Below are 16,866 nucleotides of genomic sequence, written 5' to 3' on the forward strand. Positions count from 1 at the left end.
AATGAAAATGAATTCTAATAAGTTTCTTATAATTCTTTCAACTCTTTTACTGACCTCATGTGCAACCGATATTGATTTTCATATTCCCTTAAACCGCTTTGACTCCCCGGAGGTCAATGGCGGTTTCTTAAAGGGGGATGTGGGAGTTAAGTACGGAAGATCTCACAAAGTCACAACTGCAGAAGTTGTGGAGTATATTTTCCCATCTCTCTTTGATCCAACTTTATCAGATGAAACAGCAATTGAAGCCAGTGGGCACTTAAGTTCAAATTTTTCATTGGGAATTATTAAGAGAGTCGATTTTGTTTTTAAAAGCTATGGTGATGGGCCGGATGTATTCGGGCTCAAATATCAATTTCTTGGTGAAGTTGCCTCTGAGGGAAAAGAGGGCTGGAAAGGAGCTATCCAACTTACGAAGGGAAGTATGGATGAGGACGAAGGAAGGCTAAACGTTAATTTAGCTTCTGGTGGAACAAGAAATTATAATGGAAGAATTGAGCTTGAAACCTACGACATCTCTTTAAACTTTGGATATCGATTTAATAAATATCTAATTACTTATTTGAATTCTGTTTATAGCTATTATGACTCCAAGTCTACGCTTACCTCTAATACTTTTCCGACTTTAGAAATTGATGGGATAGTGAGAACTTACGGTGGTCTTCTGGGATTAAGGTTTGGGCAAGTTTCTCAACATGTAACATTCTATTTAGAATCTGGTGTTATGCACTCAAGATGGGAAAAGAATATTAAAGAGACGAGCGTACCGATTGGCTTTGGTCTCGACTTTTCTTGGTAGCTACTCTTCTAATAGAATACTGAGTAGTGCCTCTATCTCTAACTCAAGTTTCTCAATTGTTCCAGAGTTCTTGATTTTAAAGTCACTCAATTCTTTTTTCTGGTCTATTGGAAGCTGATTTTCTAAAATCTTTAGGGCCATCTCTTCGCTAGATTGATCGCGCTTAATTATTCGCTTTACTTGCTCTTCTTTAGAACAATAGACACAAATTGTGACATCAAAGAGATTTTCCATTTCTTTTTCAAAGAGTAGAGGAATATCGTAAATTACGAATTGAGGGTTATTGAACTCTGAGAGCTTACTCTTAAAAACAAAGGGGAGCTTTTGATAAATAAAACTCTCTAACTTCTCTCTATTTTCCGTGGAGGAAAAGGCTAATTCCCTCAACTTTTTGAAGTCTATTTGATTGTCATTTAATACATTTGGAAATTCACTACTAATGAAGTTCAATGTTTCCTTGTCTCTATATACTTCCTTAACTAACTTATCAGCACAAATAACAGGGAGGCCTTTTTCTTGTAGATAATTTGAAACAGTACTCTTTCCTGTTGCTATTCCACCAGTAAGACCAATTACTGGAGAAGTTATTTGATGTAACCTTTCTGCTGGTTTCTTAGTTATAAATATCTCTTTTAGCTTCACGATAAACCCTTCTCTTTCCTCTTGGCCAAATCCCAATACTCATCCATTTCCATTTGATTCATATCTTCTACACTCTTAGAATCTTCGGTGATGAGCTTTTCCATAGAGTTAAATCGTCTGATAAATTTTTTATTGGCCTGCCTTAGAGCGTCTTCTGGATCAATATCTAAGTGTCTTGCTAATTGAGCAGTTGAGAAAAGAAAGTCACCCATCTCTTCTTTAATTCTAGAAAAATCTTTCTGAGGAGAGGTGAGCTCTTCTTTCAACTCTTGCCACTCTTCTTCAACTTTGTACATAACTTGTCCGGCGTCTTCCCAGTCAAAATTGATTTTATTGGTCTTCTTGCCAATTTTATTAGCACTGAAGAGAGCGGGGAAGTGAAGGTAGCTCTCGTCGAAGTAATCCCCTTTCTTTTCTTTATTTTCAAGCTTCTTAATCTTTTCCCAATTCTCTTTTACTTGTGAGTCATCCTTTGCCAAAGAGGAATCTACAAAGACGTGAGGGTGTCGTCGAATCATCTTGTCCGCTAAGATTTTAGAGACAGACTCTAAATTGAATTTTCCATTTTGATCAGCAATGACGCAGTGGAGAACTACTTGTAGAAGTACGTCTCCAATTTCTTCTTCCATGGCCTGATAGTCATTTTCTTCTGTTGCGTGAATAAATTCATAGGCTTCTTCTATGAGAAACCTTAGTAATGATTGGTGAGTTTGTTTGAGGTCCCATGGGCATCCTCCATCAGGATCTCTCAATTTGGCGATGACTTCTACCATTTTTTCGAAATTTGGGTAACTCATGATGACTCCATGGTGTAAATTGGCTACTATAGGTTATCACTTAATGAATGAATATATAATGAAAAATAAAACCTTCGAAGCTGAAAACTTCACGATCTACATCTCGGACTCTAGTGACTCAAATGATTTGAGTAACGATTCCCTTTCTCAGTTCTTAGAGGAGACTACAAAAGTCTTACAAAAATTTATTCAAGGAACAGAATTAGATGGAAGAGTTAAGAATTGCGAAAATTTTGAGCTAGATTTAAGTCTTTGCAGTGAAGATGAAATTAAAGAGCTTAACTCTGAACATAGAGATAAAGATAAGGTGACTGATGTTCTCTCTTTTCCTGGATATGATAGCTTGAGAAAGGGTGCAGAGGATCTTTTTATCTTTGAAGAAAATCTACACTTTGGTGATATCGTAATATGCAGAGAAGTTTGTCAAAAACAGGCACAAGAGTTTGCGATTACTTATGAGCAAGAGCTTGTGCATCTCTTTGTACATGGTTTTCTCCACTTATGTGGATATGATCATGAAATCTCAGAGGAAGAAGATAAAATCCATTTTTCGCTTGAAGAGTTATTGGTAAAAGAAATTTATGAGAACATGGGATTAGATAATGGAAGAGTCTATTAAAATAAAATTAAATGAGAAAGTTTCTGCGCTCAAAGGCTATGACGAGCGACTTGAAAACTTACGGAGGTCACTTTGAAGTAGAGAGAAAGTCTGCTCGCTTAAGTGAAATCTCTGATATGGAGGCCATGGAGGGGTTTTGGGATGACTCCGACAATGCCGCCAAAGTTCAAAAAGAAAAATCTGTTCTCTCTGATGTTGTTGAAACCTACACTACACTAAAAGAATTATTTGATGAATTTGAAGTTCTCGTGGAATTTGCCAACGGTGAAGAAGACGAAGACTCTGCCTTAGAGGCCATTGATTGCTATGATAAATTTTTAAAACAATTTAATGCCGCGGAATTGAAAGTACTTCTTTCGGGTGAAGTCGATCCAAATAATGCCATTGTATCTATCAATGCAGGGGCTGGGGGAACTGAGTCCTGTGATTGGGCAAGCATGCTCTTTAGAATGATTAATCGCTGGGCTGAATCCAAAGCATTTAAAGTTCAAGTTTTGGATGTTCAAGACGGAGATAGTGCAGGTATTAAGTCTGCGACAATGACAATTTCTGGTAATTACGCCTATGGATATCTAAAGTCAGAGATTGGCGTGCACAGACTTGTTAGAATCTCTCCATTTGACTCAAATGCAAGAAGACATACTTCATTTTCTTCTATCTTTGTTTCACCAGAGATTGATGACAATATTGAGATCGAAATTTTAGATAAAGATTTAAAGATCGACGTTTACCGCTCAGGTGGAGCTGGTGGGCAGTCCGTAAACACAACCGACTCAGCGGTTAGGATTACTCACATTCCAACTAACACAGTTGTGACATGTCAAAATGAAAGAAGTCAGCTACAAAATAAATTACAGGCCATGAAAGTTCTTCGCTCTCGTCTTTATGAATTAGAAATGGAGAAGAGAAGGGCCCAAGAAGCAGAGACTGAAGCGAGTAAGCAGGAAATTGGATGGGGCGCTCAAATAAGGTCTTACGTTTTACATCCCTATAAATTAGTTAAAGATACTAGAACAAGTTTTGAATCGGGAAATGCGGAAAAAGTTCTCGATGGGGATCTCGATGGATTTATGGATGCATTTTTAAGGTGGTCAGTAAGTTCTAAAATAGAAGAGGAGAACTCTTAATTTGTTTCAATCTACACTTTTAAAATTATTTCTCAGTGATAAAGGAACTAGAAGATTCGCAATTGGAGTCGTCTTTGGTTTTGCTTTTTCAATTGCAGTTATTCTGGGAAATATCGGAATCATGGATGGATTTGAGGGAGCACTGAGAACTGGGCTTAAGAAGTCTAATGGTGATCTCACTATTCACTCTCGCTATGGTTTCTTTGATTTTGAAAGTTATCTCAAACACGAGTTAGAACTCGCAAATATTAATACCTTCACGAGCATTGTTCAGACTGAGGGCTTTGTTATTAAAAACGAAGTTTCCAAAGGTGTTCAAATAAAGGGAATTGAAGAGGAATCGTTTAAGAAGGTAACAGGACTAGATATTACTCTTGAAGATAATGAAGTTGTCCTCGGTTTAGAGTTAGCAAACTTTTTAAAGGTGAAAAAGGGAGATCCAATAGTTCTTGCCTTTGCTAATGGGAACTCTCAAGTCTCCGGTCTCCCATCATTAAAGAGGTATCAAGTTGCTTCAACAATAAGTCATGGAATTTATCAAAGAGACTTAAGAACACTCTATATTAAGAAGAATATCTTACAAAGTGATCTAAATGTTGAGAATAGGGTTAATTTGATATCTTTAAATATCAGCTCTGATGAGAATGATTTTCTCAAAGACCCTGTAGGCTATTCATTAAAAATTGAAAAAGTTATTGATGGGTTTAAAGGCTCTATTGGGCGTTCATATATAGTAAAGCCTTATTGGCGAGAGTTCATAACATTAATCACTGCAGTTAAAGAAGAGAAGTTCTTCATAAGTATCATTCTTCAAATTATCGTTGTAATCTCCATCTTCAATGTATTGGCCTTTGTCGTTTTCTTAAACGAAAAGAGATCAAGAGAGTTATTCTTATTCAAAGCGCTTGGAATGAGTCAAAAGAAAGTAAGGCAGGGATGGCTCTATCTCATGTCTTTGATTTGGGTGTCATCATGCTTATTGGCTCTTTTATTTGTTGAAGTTTTTGATTGGGCCCTCGTTAATTTACCATTCTTTAAGCTACCTGGAGACGTCTATACGCTTGGGAATCTATCAATTAATTTAGATACATTTGATTATATTTTAGTATTCTTTATATCGTATTTTTGGCTTTTTATTATTTCATGGTTTGCATTACTTTCAATGAGTAAAAAGTCTGTTCTCACTGGTCTTAGAAAGGAGTTCGCATAATGTCTTTTGTAACTGTGACTAATGTTAAGAAAACATTTGCAAAGGCGGAGGCCTTGAGTGGAGTGGATGTTAATTTTGAGGCCGCAGAACAATATGTCATCAAAGGAGCGTCGGGCTCGGGGAAGTCAACTCTTCTCTATTTGATCGGAGGACTTGATCGTGCCAGTAGTGGAGAGATCTCTGTTGGGGGTAAGAACCTCTTTCACTTGGGCGATGATGCTCTAGCTCTTTATAGAAATAACTTTGTAGGGTTTATATTCCAATTTCACTTTCTACTTCCTTCAATGAATTGTTTAGACAATATTTTGCTTCCTGCAAAAATTGGTGGGAAGGATGTTAATGCCGCTAAGAAATTAGGGCTTGAGCTGGCAGAGACTCTGAAAGTTTCTCACTGCCTTGAGAAATTTCCTTATGAGCTATCTGGCGGGGAGCAGCAAAGAATTAATATTATCCGCGCCCTTTCACTTAGACCTAAATTGCTTCTATGCGATGAGCCGACTGGGAATCTCGATTCTGAAAACTCTAAGATCGTAACTAATCTATTAAAGAGCTTGGCCAAGGAGTTTAAGGCCACTCTGATTGTAGTCACTCACGATGAGAGTGTGGCCAAACATTTCGAGCAGCAGCTTGTAATGAGTGATGGCTGCATAGTGTCCAAATAAAACTACCTGTTTTTGATACGCTCCGTTATAAATGGGGGTAAATTCTTTTTGTAAGATCGTGAGAATATTGATAATTTTCTATACTAGAGTTTTTTAATCCAGTTGTTTTGGAGAATGGATGTCTCAACTTTTTACAGACAGGGATAGGCTGTTATCACCTTATAAGTTATGCAGCTTTCTGGTCTTATTTATATTATTCATTAGTACGAATATCTTCGCAATTGACGACATTGGTCCTAAGCAGAATCTTTTTAAAATTTCTGATATTCAAATTGAGGGGATTAAGAAGGTAGAGAAGGAAGCCATTCTTGAGAGGATTAACTCTAGAAAAGGGATGATGCTCGATAACTATCTTTTAAGAAAAGATATTCAGAGAATCTATAGTCTAAAGTATTTCGAGTGGGTGGAGTCTCACCACCGAAAGCTCAAAGGTAAAGACATTCTCGTCTTTAAAGTTAAAGAAAAGCCAATCGTAACAAGAATTATTTTTGAAGGTAATGATGAAGTTGATGAGGATGATTTAACTTCTCAGTTGAAGACGAAAGAATTCTCCATCCTTGATGTTAATACTATTAAGTTAGACTTGGCGTCCCTACAAAAATTCTATGAAGAGAAAGGTTTCTACCTTGCCTCTGTTGATTATGAGCTTAGAAATAGAAATGAGGAAAACTTAGATCTAGTTTTTAAGATTCGTGAATATGAAAAGGTTCTGGTTAAGAAGATTTCTTTCTTTGGAAATAAGGCCTTCTCGGATGATGAGATTAAAGGAATTATGGAAACAAGAGAGGAGAGTCTCTTCTCTTTCATGTCTGGTTCTGGAAACTTTAAGGAATTTAACTTCAATATCGACATTGAGAGAATTAAAGATTTCTATAAGACAAAGGGTTACCTTCTCGTAAATGTTGGGACTCCAGATATTACGGTTTCAGAAGATAGAAAGTGGGTCTTCATATCTGTAAAAGTTAATGAGGGACCTCTATTTACGGTGAGAGATATTACTTTTCAAGGTGAAGTTCTCTTCTCGGATAGTGAGCTACATGAAAAGTTAAAGCTCAAGTCAGATGAAACATATTCAGAAGCACTTTTAAGACAAGATGTTCAAATGTTAACAGAGATGTATCAAGATAAAGGATACGCATTTGCTAACGTTCTTAGAACTCTTCACCCTGTTCCGGGGGAGAATAGAGTTGATGTTGAATTCTCTTTTGAGAAGGGTAAGATCGCTTATTTTGGAAAAATTGTTGTTAAAGGAAATACAAAGACTAGAGATAAAGTTATTCGCCGTGAACTTAAGATTCATGAGGGCGCAATGTTCTCTGGTTCAAGCCTTAGAGAATCTAAAGAGAATGTTAATAGACTAGGTTTCTTCGAGCCTGGAAGTGTTGTCTTTAATACGGTTTCTCCTCAGGGTAGAGACGATGTTCTAGACGTTGAGATTCAAGTTAAAGAGAGAAATACTGGACAGATCTCACTTGGAGCAGGTTATTCAACAGCGACAGGAGCTTTCTTACAGGCTTCGATTTCTCAGAATAACTTTAGAGGTTTAGGACAGAACCTATCTTTCTCACTCAATATTGCAGATAGTAATAAGACGTTTAATATCGGATTCACTGAGCCGTACCTCTTTGACACAAAGTGGACAGCAGGTGGAGATATCTTCTTAACGAGCAACTCTCAATCATCATCGTATGACTATAAGAGAAAGGGATTCGATATAAGAGTTGGTTATCCGATCTTTGATTATACGAGACTCTTTGTAACTTATAAGTTTGAAGATACTCAGCTTGAAAATGTTGTAGACCCTACAATTGACCCTGATACTGAAAATGGACTTGCCTCATCAGTTAAGACAACGATCTTAAGAGATAAGAGGGATAATAGAATGGAGCCTACTAAGGGGTACTATCTTTCTCTCTCGGCAGAGTATGCTGGTGTTGGTGGCGAGAAGAAGTGGTTTAGAAATGAATTTGATGGAAGACTCTTCCATAGAGTAGTGGGAGATCTTATCTTTAGATCTAGACTCTTTGCTGGGAAGATTGAAAGAGATGGTAGGGCCATTCCAAGAACTGAGAAATATACTCTTGGTGGATCAAGAAACTTAAGAGGTTACTCTTATGAAGATATTGGACCAAAGAAAACGGTTAACGCGACAATTGAAGGTGTGAATAGAGATTATACTTTTAACTCTGGTTCACTCTTTTCGGCCTATACGCAGATCGAATTTGAGCACCCTCTAGCTAGAGAAGCTGGACTTAAGTGGGTTCTCTTCTTTGACGCAGGTGATGCATCACCAGTAGATGATTTTGATTTGAAGATGGATTATGGTTTTGGATTTAGATGGTTCTCTCCAATTGGAGTTCTTAGATTTGAATTTGGATATCCTTTAGGGGATGATGAACAAGCAGGTAGCCAATTCCATTTTGATATAGGACAATTATTTTAACTACATATGACTTTTAAGGAGTTTTCAATGAAGAAAATATTAGTATTAGTAGCAGCAATGATGATGTCTGCCCAAACAATGGCCGTTGTTGTAGGGAAGGTTGATGTTCAAAAAGTTATACTTTCAGTAAATGAAGGGAAGAAAATCAAAGACCAACTAAAGAAGACTTTTGATGAGAAACAAAAAATCTTAAAGAAAGAAGAAGATAAAATCAGAAAGATGCAAGAAGACTTCAAGAAGCAAAGCCTTGTAATGAATGACAAAGCTAAGGAAACTAAGCAAAGAGAAATTCAAGAAAATATTATCAAGCTTCAACAAAAGACAGCTGGATATCAAAGAGAGATTCAAGAGCTTGAGCAAAAGCACAAGAAACCACTTTTTGAAAAAATTAAAGCAGTAATTAACTCTGTTTCTAAAAGTTCAGGTGTAGATTTAACAATTGAATCTTCAACAGCTCCTGTTCTATATGCAAAGTCTGAAAAAGACCTAACTGACGAAGTTATCGCGGCATATAATAAGAAGCATAAATAATTAATTTCGATTTCATTTAAAATAATCTAAGGGAACAAGGTCATAAAGGCATTGTTCCCTTTGTTAGTATAAGGGGGACGCAATATGTTTTCTCTAAAAGACCTAAAAGAATATGATTCAACACTTCAAATCTTAAAGGGAGATGACTCTCTAAAGTTTGAAAGTATTACAGATAGTAGAGAGCTAAGAAGTGATTGCATTCTCTTTTTAAAAAATAAAAAGCATTTCTTAAAATTAAAAGATTCTCTCAGGGACTCAATGGGAGCCATCATTGTTGAGAAGAAGCTCCATGAGAAGCTCGACGAAGAAGAGCTTAAGCTATTAGAAAAGTCGTTCAAGACTATAGCATTATGTGATGATGCTTCAGTATCAATGTCTCTTCTGTCCAAACCATTTTGGGATCATAGGTTTTCAAATTTAAATGAAGTTGTAGATGGAAGGCAGATGGGCTCAGACTCAATTCATCCGAGTGCTTGGATTGCTCAGGGAGCTTTCATTGCTCAGGATGTTGTCATCGGTGAAGATGTAAAGATTCACTCGGGAGTAAGGATCTTGTCTGGATGTGTAATTGGAGATGGGTGTGAGATTTTGCCAAATGCAGTTCTCTATCCATTCACAAAGCTAGGAAAGAATTGTCGAATTCACAGTGGGACAGTTATTGGTGCTGATGGCTTTGGTTATAACTTTCATCAAGGGAAGCACTTAAAGGTGTGGCATATTGGTGATGTTAATATCGGTGATGATGTTGAAATCGGCGCAAATAGTTGCGTAGATAGGGGAACATTCTCTGCAACAAATATCGGTAACGGAACAAAGATTGATAATCATGTTCAGGTTGGACACAACGTTCAGCTTGGATGTGGAGTTATTCTCTGTGGTCATGTGGCCATTGGAGGGAGTGCAGTTTTAGGAGACTTCTGTGTTATGGGAGGAAAGGCAGCTATGGGAGATAACTTTACTCTAGGTAAAGGTGTACAAGTTGCCGGAGGCGGAATGGTGAATTGCGATTGGCCAGATGGTTCAATTGTTGGAGGACACCCTGCTAGACCTATTAAAGAATGGATGAAGGGCTTGGCCTTTGTTCGTAAGGAGTCTCTTCGAAAAGGAGATAAGAAGTGAAAGTTTCAAATGAGTTCGTTTTACAATTTTTACCACATAGGGATCCATTCCTATTCATTGATTCTGTTAAGGATGTAATACCTGCCAGAGAGCTGACAGAGGGAGAAATTCTTCCGCTTAAGGAATTAGTAGGTTCAAAGGTTCAAGCAAATTTCCACATGAGAGAAGATCATCCAATTTTTGCTGGGCACTTTCCAGGAAACCCTATTTTTCCAGGTGTTGCTCAAGTAGAGATGATGGCCCAGGCTTCTAGCTTTATTTATGTAAATGCATTTGAAAATCCATACGGTCAAAATATGGACGTAGCATTGGTATCAATTAGTAATGCAAAATTTAGAAAGCCAGTTCTTCCAGGAATGGATTTAGAGATTGAGACAGAGTGTACAAAGATACGTGGACCTATGGTGGAGAGTCATTGCAAGTTATTCTGTGATGGGCAACTAATGTCTGAGTGTACAGTTATGGCCTCAGTAAAGATGTAGGAGCATTAATGAGTCAGTTAATACACGAAACAGCAATCATATCCCCTAAGGCAAAATTAGGTGAGAATGTAACAGTTGGTGCATATTCAATTATTGGAGACGATGTTGTCATTGGTGATAACACCGTTATTCATCATCACGTAACTATTGTTGGGAACACTGTTATAGGAAAAGATAACCACTTCTTTCAATATTGTTCGATTGGTGAAGCCCCTCAAGACTTATCATATAAGGGAGAGCCAACAAGAGTTATCATTGGCGATAATAATGTTTTTAGAGAGTTTAATTCTGTTCACCGAGGAACTCTTAAGGATAGAGAGGAGACAACGATTGGGAGTCATAACTTCTTTATGTCTTATGTTCACCTCGGGCACGATGTTGTTTTTGGAAGTAATTGTATTATTGCAAACTCAACGAATTTTGCAGGTCATGTGAAAGTTGGTGATAGAGTTATTATTGGTGGTGGTACAAATATTTCTCAATTCGTTTCTCTAGGAAGAGGAGCCTATATTGGTGGAGCTTCTGCAATCGATAGAGATGTTCCAATCTTTGCAACCGCCTATGGAAATAGATGTAAGCTAAAAGGAATTAATATTATTGGTCTACGTAGACAAGGTTATGAGAAGAAAGATATTTCTGAGCTCGTAGACTTTTATAGAACAATGGAATCATCACCACTTTCTCCTCGTGCTTTTGTTGATCACCCTGAGCTTTTAGAAGAGTTCACAGGAAACCCTTTGATCGATGAGATGTGTGAAGGAATTAGAAAAAGTGAGATTGGTATAGCGCCATTTATTTAATGGAGAATTTTTTTGAATAATTTAAAAGTTGCAGTTGTAGGATATGGACATTTAGGACGCTGGCATGCGGATAAGGTAAAGGCAATTTCTGAAAGTGAATTGAGCTTTATTGTTGAGCCATTTGCCGAGGCAAGGGAGAAGGCCAAGGAGGCTCATCCAGATTGCCAAGTCGTTGCAAACGTAGAAGATATTTTTGGAAAAGTTGATGCTGCTATTGTTGTGACTCCAACAAGCTATCACTTTCAAGTTGTTAAGAAACTTCTTGAACAAGATATTCATGTCTTTTGTGAGAAGCCAATGACTTCAACTGTGTCTGAGGCCAAAGAAATTGGAGAGATTCTATCTAAGAAGTCTCTTACATTTCAAGTTGGCCATAGTGAGAGATGTCACCAGATATGGGAGAGAAGAGAGGAGTATTCAAACTTCTTTGAGTTCTCTCCTGTTGCAAGAATAAATAGAGTCGCCCCATTTAAAGGAAGAGCGACAGACGTAGATGTTGTTCAGGATCTAATGATTCATGATATAGACTTGCTTCTCTATCTCTTTAAAGAGAAACCTATATCTCTTAGTTCACGAGGCTTTAAGATTAGAACAGATAAGTGGGACCATGTTAGTACTGACTTTAATTTTTCTAGTGGACTAAAGGCCAATATAACAGTGAGCCGTAACCACGTTAAAGAAATGAGAAATCTAGAGGTGACTAACCATTGTGGAACTCTCTTCTTTGATTTATTTGAAAATAAGTTACTGGTTGGTAAGGGTGAAGAACAAAGTGATTTCGTAAAAGAAATCCCTTACGAAAAAAGAGACCATCTTCTTATAGAGCAGCAGAGATTCTATAATTCGATTCTAAAGGGTGACGAGATATTTGTTGATTATGATGCCGGTTTAAGCGCTGTTGTCTTGATTGAAAAAGTTCTTGAGAGTTTAGAGTCTGGTAAGGAGATTCTTTTATAATGAAGAATTGCCTAATTATTGCAGGAGAGAAGTCGGGTGAAGAGCATGCTCTTAGCTTTATTAGAAGTCTAAAAGAGACTTCTCCAAACTGTAATTTTTGGGGCGTTGGTGGTGATGAACTTCAGAACGAAGGTATGGAGTTAATCTATCACTTAAAAGATTTTTCATCTTGGGGTGTAAGTGAAGTGATTGGTAAAATCCCATTTTACTTCAAGGCCTTAAAGAGAGTTGAGGAGTTAGTAGAGGAGAGGGACTGTAAAGTTGCTATCCTAATTGACTTTCAAGACTTTAATCTAAGATTAGCTAAGAAATTAAAGAGTAGGGGTGTAAAAGTTCTCTACTATGTAGCTCCTCAGGCCTGGGCATGGAAAGCATATCGAGCCGAAGTTCTAGAGAGGACGGTACATTCTCTTTTCACTATCATTCCTTTTGAAAAAAAGTGGTTTGAAGATAGAGGGGTGACAAGAGTTAAGAGTGTCAGTCATCCACTATGGTTAAATTATAGAGATGAACTTCAAAATTTAGAAGCTCCTCGAAGTTATGATGAAATTTCAAAAGAGGTCAATATTCTACTCCTACCAGGGAGTCGAAGCTTTGAGGTAAAGAGTTTACTTCCTGATTTTGTAGAAACTATAAAAGAGATAAAGAAGAATAGAGAAGTTCGAGTGGGACTTGTGACTTCTGGAAATATTAATAAAGATTTCTTTACTCCCTATGAAAGCGATATTGATATTGTTTGGGAGAATGAACAATTAAGCAGTGCCCTTGCTTGGGCCGATTGTTCTCTGGCGGCCAGTGGTACCGTTACATTGGCCACAGCCCTTTTCAATGTTCCTACGGTTGTTGCCTATAAAGGATCATTACTTAACGAGTTTATTTTTAGAACATTCTTATCCTACGATGGATATATTTCTCTTGCTAATATTGTACACGAGCAAGAGGTTTTCCCTGAGCTACTTCAAGAGTCAGTTTCTAGTTATAATCTAAAAAGTGAATTACTTCAGATTATAGAAAATAAAGAACTCTATGATGAAAAGATAAAGATTTTGAGCTCTACTGCTAAAATAATTAGTGGTGGAGAGTTTGATGCTGGTGCTTATATGGGAGAAGTTATAGAGGAAGCATATAATGAATAACTTTGTTTCAAATATATTTCAGGCCTTCTTATTTCCGCTTACTTGTCTTTGGGAGTGGGTCTACCGAATTAGAAGATTCATGTATAACTACGGACTTTTAAAAAAGAATTACTTTCAAGTTCCAATAATTTCAATCGGTAACTTAACTTTTGGTGGAACAGGTAAGACTCCTTTTACTCTCTGGCTCTCTGACTATCTTGGGCAGGAGAAAGGCAAGAGGGTTCTCGTTCTTATGCGAGGATATAAAGGCAACTTGGAGCATGGAAGTGGACTCTTAAAAAGTGGTGCGAGACTTGGATACAATCCATTTGATTATGGGGATGAGGCTTTATTGCTTGCGAGAAGATTGAAGAATACTTTTATAGCAGTAGGAAAGAAGAGAAGTGAGAATCTCTCTCACTACTTTGATGAAGTTTCACCTGATGTGGTTCTTTTAGATGACGGTCACCAACACCTGAAATTAGAGAGAAATTTAAATATTGTTCTCTTTGATAGTTTAATGTCACTAGATAAATATAAAGTTGCCCCAGGTGGATATATGCGTGAGGGCTTTAGTGCTCTTAAAGATGCTGAGGTTGTCGTTCTTGGAAGGGCGGATTTAGTTACAGAGAGTAAGCTAAATTCCTTGAAAGAAATTGTCCTAAAATATAATCCAAGAATTAAGTTCGCTCACATTTGCTACCGTCCTACGGGCCTATTTAATATTTCATGTGAAAAAGTTTTTGATGTAGATCATCTTGTTGGAAAGAGAGTTATTTGTGTCGCGGGAATTGCATCTCCGAGTTCTTTCTTCAAGTATGTGGAAACTCTTGGCATTGAAATTATTCACCAGGTCTCTTTTCCTGATCATCACTACTTTAAGGCCGAGGAAATCTCTCGGTTGATTGATCTCTCTAAGGAAGAGGATGTCTATATACTCACAACTGAAAAAGATATTGTTAAGCTTAGAAGGGTTGTAGATACCGAAAGGCTTCTTTATTTAGAGATTAAGGTTGAGTTTTTAAGTGGAGAATCTGAGGTTAAAAAGGCAATTAATTCAACTTTTGAATAAGCTTCCCACTATCTTAAAATCTAGCTAGTCGATAGAATATAAGCTAAATAATTTTAAAAGCTTAGCTTAACTTTATGGACTAGCAATATGAATCAAAAATATATAATCACTTTAATTTTTCTCTTAGCTATTTCTAGTTGTACTTCAACAAAGGATAGGAAATTTAGAGATCAAGTTTCAACTGAACTTGTGGAAGCATTTGATTTGCAAGATAACCGTTTTGAAAAATTCAAAGTCCATGATGTTGAAGATGATGACGAAGAAGTAGAGGAGATTAAAAAATCCACGACAGGAACGACAACTTTAAAAGAGATATCTAAAAAAGAAGTTAAAAAGAAAGTTGTAAAAGCCCCTTCAAAGGTCACTAAGAAAAAAGAAGCTCCAAAAAAGAAGAGTGAGTCATCTAAGAAGAAAAATATTACAGAGAAAGAAGATAAGTTGGAGCAGGTTCTACCTGAGGATGCAGAGGATTATCCTAAGAGATTCAGAGAGTATAATAAGAAATATAAGTATGTGTGGGATAATGTAAAACCAATTTTCTATCCGAATGAAAAATTTGTATTAAGAGCAAGTTACTTAGGAATTACAGTTGGTCATGCTAAGTTAGAGACTTTGCCAGTTGTTAATGTAGCGGGAAGAAAGGCATTCCACTTCAAAGGCTCATTAAAGAGTGCGAGTTTCTATAATTATATTTATGAAGTGGAGGACTGGATCGAAAGTTATGTCGATGCCAGAACTTTCTTACCTGTTAAGTATACCCTGGTTCAAAGAGAGTCTGGCCAAGATGTAGATGACTTACAGCTCTTTGACCAAGAAACACTTAAAACATATTTTTGGTACAAGAGATTAAAGAAGGGAAAAACTAAGAAGATTGAGAAGAATGAATATACACCAAAGTATTTTCAAGATTCTTTTTCTGCTCTCTACTTTGTAAGAGGATTGGATTTAAAAGTTGGTAATAAATACGAATTTCCTATCATCACAAGAACGAAGATTTGGTTAATGAAAATGGAAGTTGAAAAGATTGATGAAGTAAAAATTATGGGTAAATGGACAAAGGCCTATAAGATTAAGGCCGAGACGAGATTCCCTGGAGTGCTTTCCAAGAAGGGAGATATAAACTTTTGGTTTAGTACGGACAAATATAGAAAGATTTTAAAGTTTCAGGCCAACGTAAAGATCGGCGCCATTGAGGGAGAGTTGGTAGAATATAGTCAAGGGGATAAGAGAGTCACAATGAGTGATATCTTTCCTGGAGAATACTAATGGCCAATATTTATAGAGATCAGCAAAATATCCTCTACGTTTGTCTTGGTTCTAAGTGGGGAACGAGAGAGAGGATGGCCTTAAAAGATTGTCTCATCGCTAGAGAGACTGGTCATAATGTTTTTCTCTACTGTTTGCGAGATTCATTTATAAATTTAAAGGCCAAGCAATTGGGAATAGATTGTCTCTTTCATGTGGGAAGTATCTCTTTAAATTTTTTAAAGTGGCATAGACTAAATGCATTTGTTCAATACTTAACTAAATTTAATATTACTCTCGTTCACTGTTACGATATTTCGTTTCTGTGGCCAGCAAGTTTCTATTTAAAAAGAAAACCTAAGGTCTCTTTAGTTTTTACTTTCAATCACGAAATAAAGAAGTTCTATAAGAGGTTTTGGCATAGGAATCTTATAAGAAGAATTGATCAAGTTTTTCTTCCTATTAAAGAGATGGCCGATGGTGTTCATGGACATTTAGAAGTACCTATTCGAAAGTTTGAGTACACAGGGCTTGGAGTAGGAAAGAACGTAACCTCTCAAGCTTCTGATAAAAGCTCTGGAGCATGGTTTATAGGATGTGCCGTTGGCGGGCACGAAAAAGAAATTGATTTCTTAAAGCCTGCAATCAGTGCAATAAGTTCGTTGAATACGAAATCTAGTTTAACGAAGAAAGTGAAACTCTTAATATATTCAGAAGTTTCATGGGATAAATTTCTATTACAAGATGAGGTGAGAGAATTTATTGCGGCAGTGAGTGCAAACGATCACGTCTTCTTAGAATTCACCGATGACCTAACTAGTGCTTGCCAAAAAGTAGATGCTTGGCTTGGGCTTGATACAAAAATTCCAATTGAAGACTTACTCATTAATTCTCTTTTGAATGACACGCCAACTTTGGCGCCGCGAACTTATGCTACAAAAGAGCTTTTTAGAAAACGTGGCCGTTTAGGCGAGACATATAAGTCTGGTGATGCGAGAGAGATTAGAGAGAAGATTGAGAAAATTCTAAGCACCTACACAGACTATATTACAAGAATTGAGAGGGGCCGAGGTGGTCTTATCTCGGACTTTGGGTTTGAGTTTTATAAAAATCAGCTACTTATGGGATACCAGAAAATACTGACAAAGCGAGAGCGCCTAATACGAAATAGGCCCTATAAGAGCGTGTAAATCGTCGTAATTTCAGATATTTTCTCTGTACATTATCCAGCGCATCAGTTATCTTC

The 16,866-nt window shown here is 37.0% G+C and carries 17 protein-coding genes; 15 read left to right on the top strand and 2 right to left on the bottom strand.

What is annotated here, in order from left to right:
* The first annotated feature begins 1 nt into the window (after position 1).
* Complete coding sequence (locus BMS_RS02780; protein ID WP_014243266.1) at positions 2-799, top strand: hypothetical protein; 798 nt, start codon at positions 2-4, stop codon at positions 797-799.
* Here BMS_RS02780 and coaE read toward each other — a convergent pair whose 3' ends face one another.
* Positions 800-1,441 carry a dephospho-CoA kinase gene (coaE, locus tag BMS_RS02785; protein ID WP_014243267.1) on the bottom strand — a complete coding sequence of 214 codons (642 nt, stop codon included), beginning with the start codon at positions 1,439-1,441 and terminating at the stop codon, positions 800-802. It lies immediately after the preceding gene.
* Positions 1,438-2,238 (bottom strand): nucleoside triphosphate pyrophosphohydrolase, encoded by an 801-nt coding sequence (gene mazG / locus BMS_RS02790; protein WP_014243268.1) that lies wholly within the window; start codon positions 2,236-2,238, stop codon positions 1,438-1,440. The genes coaE and mazG overlap by 4 nt, the downstream gene beginning before the upstream one ends.
* A gap of 58 nt (positions 2,239-2,296) precedes the next feature.
* Here mazG and ybeY point away from each other — a divergent pair, with 58 nt between their 5' ends.
* The 14 genes from ybeY (at position 2,297) to BMS_RS02860 (ending at position 16,810) form a co-directional block, all read left to right on the top strand.
* Complete coding sequence (ybeY, locus tag BMS_RS16640) at positions 2,297-2,857, top strand: rRNA maturation RNase YbeY (RefSeq protein WP_157765632.1); 561 nt, start codon at positions 2,297-2,299, stop codon at positions 2,855-2,857.
* A gap of 11 nt (positions 2,858-2,868) precedes the next feature.
* Positions 2,869-3,984: a peptide chain release factor 2 gene (gene prfB / locus BMS_RS02800; protein WP_096908578.1), complete on the top strand. Its 1,116-nt coding sequence runs from the start codon at positions 2,869-2,871 to the stop codon at positions 3,982-3,984.
* A gap of 1 nt (position 3,985) precedes the next feature.
* Positions 3,986-5,194 (top strand): ABC transporter permease, encoded by a 1,209-nt coding sequence (locus BMS_RS02805; RefSeq protein WP_014243271.1) that lies wholly within the window; start codon positions 3,986-3,988, stop codon positions 5,192-5,194.
* Entirely contained in the window at positions 5,194-5,856 is a 663-nt protein-coding gene (locus tag BMS_RS02810) for an ABC transporter ATP-binding protein (protein ID WP_014243272.1), read from the top strand. Before BMS_RS02805 ends, BMS_RS02810 begins: the two co-directional genes overlap by 1 nt.
* A gap of 118 nt (positions 5,857-5,974) precedes the next feature.
* Positions 5,975-8,299: an outer membrane protein assembly factor BamA gene (gene bamA, locus BMS_RS02815; RefSeq protein ID WP_014243273.1), complete on the top strand. Its 2,325-nt coding sequence runs from the start codon at positions 5,975-5,977 to the stop codon at positions 8,297-8,299.
* A 27-nt stretch (positions 8,300-8,326) separates the two neighbouring features.
* Complete coding sequence (locus BMS_RS02820) at positions 8,327-8,830, top strand: OmpH family outer membrane protein (RefSeq protein ID WP_044557224.1); 504 nt, start codon at positions 8,327-8,329, stop codon at positions 8,828-8,830.
* Positions 8,831-8,914: 84 nt separating this feature from the next.
* Entirely contained in the window at positions 8,915-9,949 is a 1,035-nt protein-coding gene (gene lpxD / locus BMS_RS16645; protein ID WP_014243275.1) for a UDP-3-O-(3-hydroxymyristoyl)glucosamine N-acyltransferase, read from the top strand.
* Positions 9,946-10,431, top strand: a complete 486-nt coding sequence (locus tag BMS_RS02830; RefSeq protein WP_014243276.1) for a 3-hydroxyacyl-ACP dehydratase FabZ family protein — start codon at positions 9,946-9,948, stop codon at positions 10,429-10,431. The genes lpxD and BMS_RS02830 overlap by 4 nt, the downstream gene beginning before the upstream one ends.
* A gap of 8 nt (positions 10,432-10,439) precedes the next feature.
* Positions 10,440-11,231, top strand: coding sequence for an acyl-ACP--UDP-N-acetylglucosamine O-acyltransferase (gene lpxA, locus BMS_RS02835; RefSeq protein ID WP_014243277.1), 792 nt, complete (start codon positions 10,440-10,442; stop codon positions 11,229-11,231).
* A 12-nt stretch (positions 11,232-11,243) separates the two neighbouring features.
* Positions 11,244-12,188 carry a Gfo/Idh/MocA family protein gene (locus BMS_RS02840; RefSeq protein ID WP_014243278.1) on the top strand — a complete coding sequence of 315 codons (945 nt, stop codon included), beginning with the start codon at positions 11,244-11,246 and terminating at the stop codon, positions 12,186-12,188.
* Complete coding sequence (gene lpxB, locus BMS_RS02845) at positions 12,188-13,324, top strand: lipid-A-disaccharide synthase (protein WP_014243279.1); 1,137 nt, start codon at positions 12,188-12,190, stop codon at positions 13,322-13,324. The genes BMS_RS02840 and lpxB overlap by 1 nt, the downstream gene beginning before the upstream one ends.
* Positions 13,317-14,375, top strand: a complete 1,059-nt coding sequence (gene lpxK / locus BMS_RS02850; RefSeq protein WP_014243280.1) for a tetraacyldisaccharide 4'-kinase — start codon at positions 13,317-13,319, stop codon at positions 14,373-14,375. The genes lpxB and lpxK overlap by 8 nt, the downstream gene beginning before the upstream one ends.
* Before the next feature lie 87 nt (positions 14,376-14,462).
* On the top strand, positions 14,463-15,641 hold the full coding sequence (locus tag BMS_RS02855; protein ID WP_014243281.1) for a DUF3108 domain-containing protein: 1,179 nt from the start codon (positions 14,463-14,465) through the stop codon (positions 15,639-15,641).
* A complete protein-coding gene (locus tag BMS_RS02860) occupies positions 15,641-16,810 on the top strand; it encodes a glycosyltransferase family 4 protein (protein ID WP_044557225.1) in 1,170 nt (389 codons plus the stop codon). The genes BMS_RS02855 and BMS_RS02860 overlap by 1 nt, the downstream gene beginning before the upstream one ends.
* The last annotated feature ends 56 nt before the right edge of the window (positions 16,811-16,866 follow it).

The sequence above is a fragment of the Halobacteriovorax marinus SJ genome (assembly GCF_000210915.2).
Classification (GTDB): Bacteria; Bdellovibrionota; Bacteriovoracia; order Bacteriovoracales; family Bacteriovoracaceae; genus Halobacteriovorax; species Halobacteriovorax marinus.

Coding starts and splice junctions, on each gene's coding strand:
- BMS_RS02780 (WP_014243266.1), top strand. CDS start 2: ATGAAAATGAATTCTAATAAGTTTCTTATAATTCTTTCAACTCTTTTA.
- mazG (WP_014243268.1), bottom strand. CDS start 2,238: ATGAGTTACCCAAATTTCGAAAAAATGGTAGAAGTCATCGCCAAATTG.
- ybeY (WP_157765632.1), top strand. CDS start 2,297: ATGAAAAATAAAACCTTCGAAGCTGAAAACTTCACGATCTACATCTCG.
- prfB (WP_096908578.1), top strand. CDS start 2,869: ATGAGAAAGTTTCTGCGCTCAAAGGCTATGACGAGCGACTTGAAAACT.
- BMS_RS02810 (WP_014243272.1), top strand. CDS start 5,194: ATGTCTTTTGTAACTGTGACTAATGTTAAGAAAACATTTGCAAAGGCG.
- bamA (WP_014243273.1), top strand. CDS start 5,975: ATGTCTCAACTTTTTACAGACAGGGATAGGCTGTTATCACCTTATAAG.
- BMS_RS02820 (WP_044557224.1), top strand. CDS start 8,327: ATGAAGAAAATATTAGTATTAGTAGCAGCAATGATGATGTCTGCCCAA.
- lpxD (WP_014243275.1), top strand. CDS start 8,915: ATGTTTTCTCTAAAAGACCTAAAAGAATATGATTCAACACTTCAAATC.
- lpxA (WP_014243277.1), top strand. CDS start 10,440: ATGAGTCAGTTAATACACGAAACAGCAATCATATCCCCTAAGGCAAAA.
- lpxB (WP_014243279.1), top strand. CDS start 12,188: ATGAAGAATTGCCTAATTATTGCAGGAGAGAAGTCGGGTGAAGAGCAT.
- lpxK (WP_014243280.1), top strand. CDS start 13,317: ATGAATAACTTTGTTTCAAATATATTTCAGGCCTTCTTATTTCCGCTT.
- BMS_RS02855 (WP_014243281.1), top strand. CDS start 14,463: ATGAATCAAAAATATATAATCACTTTAATTTTTCTCTTAGCTATTTCT.
- BMS_RS02860 (WP_044557225.1), top strand. CDS start 15,641: ATGGCCAATATTTATAGAGATCAGCAAAATATCCTCTACGTTTGTCTT.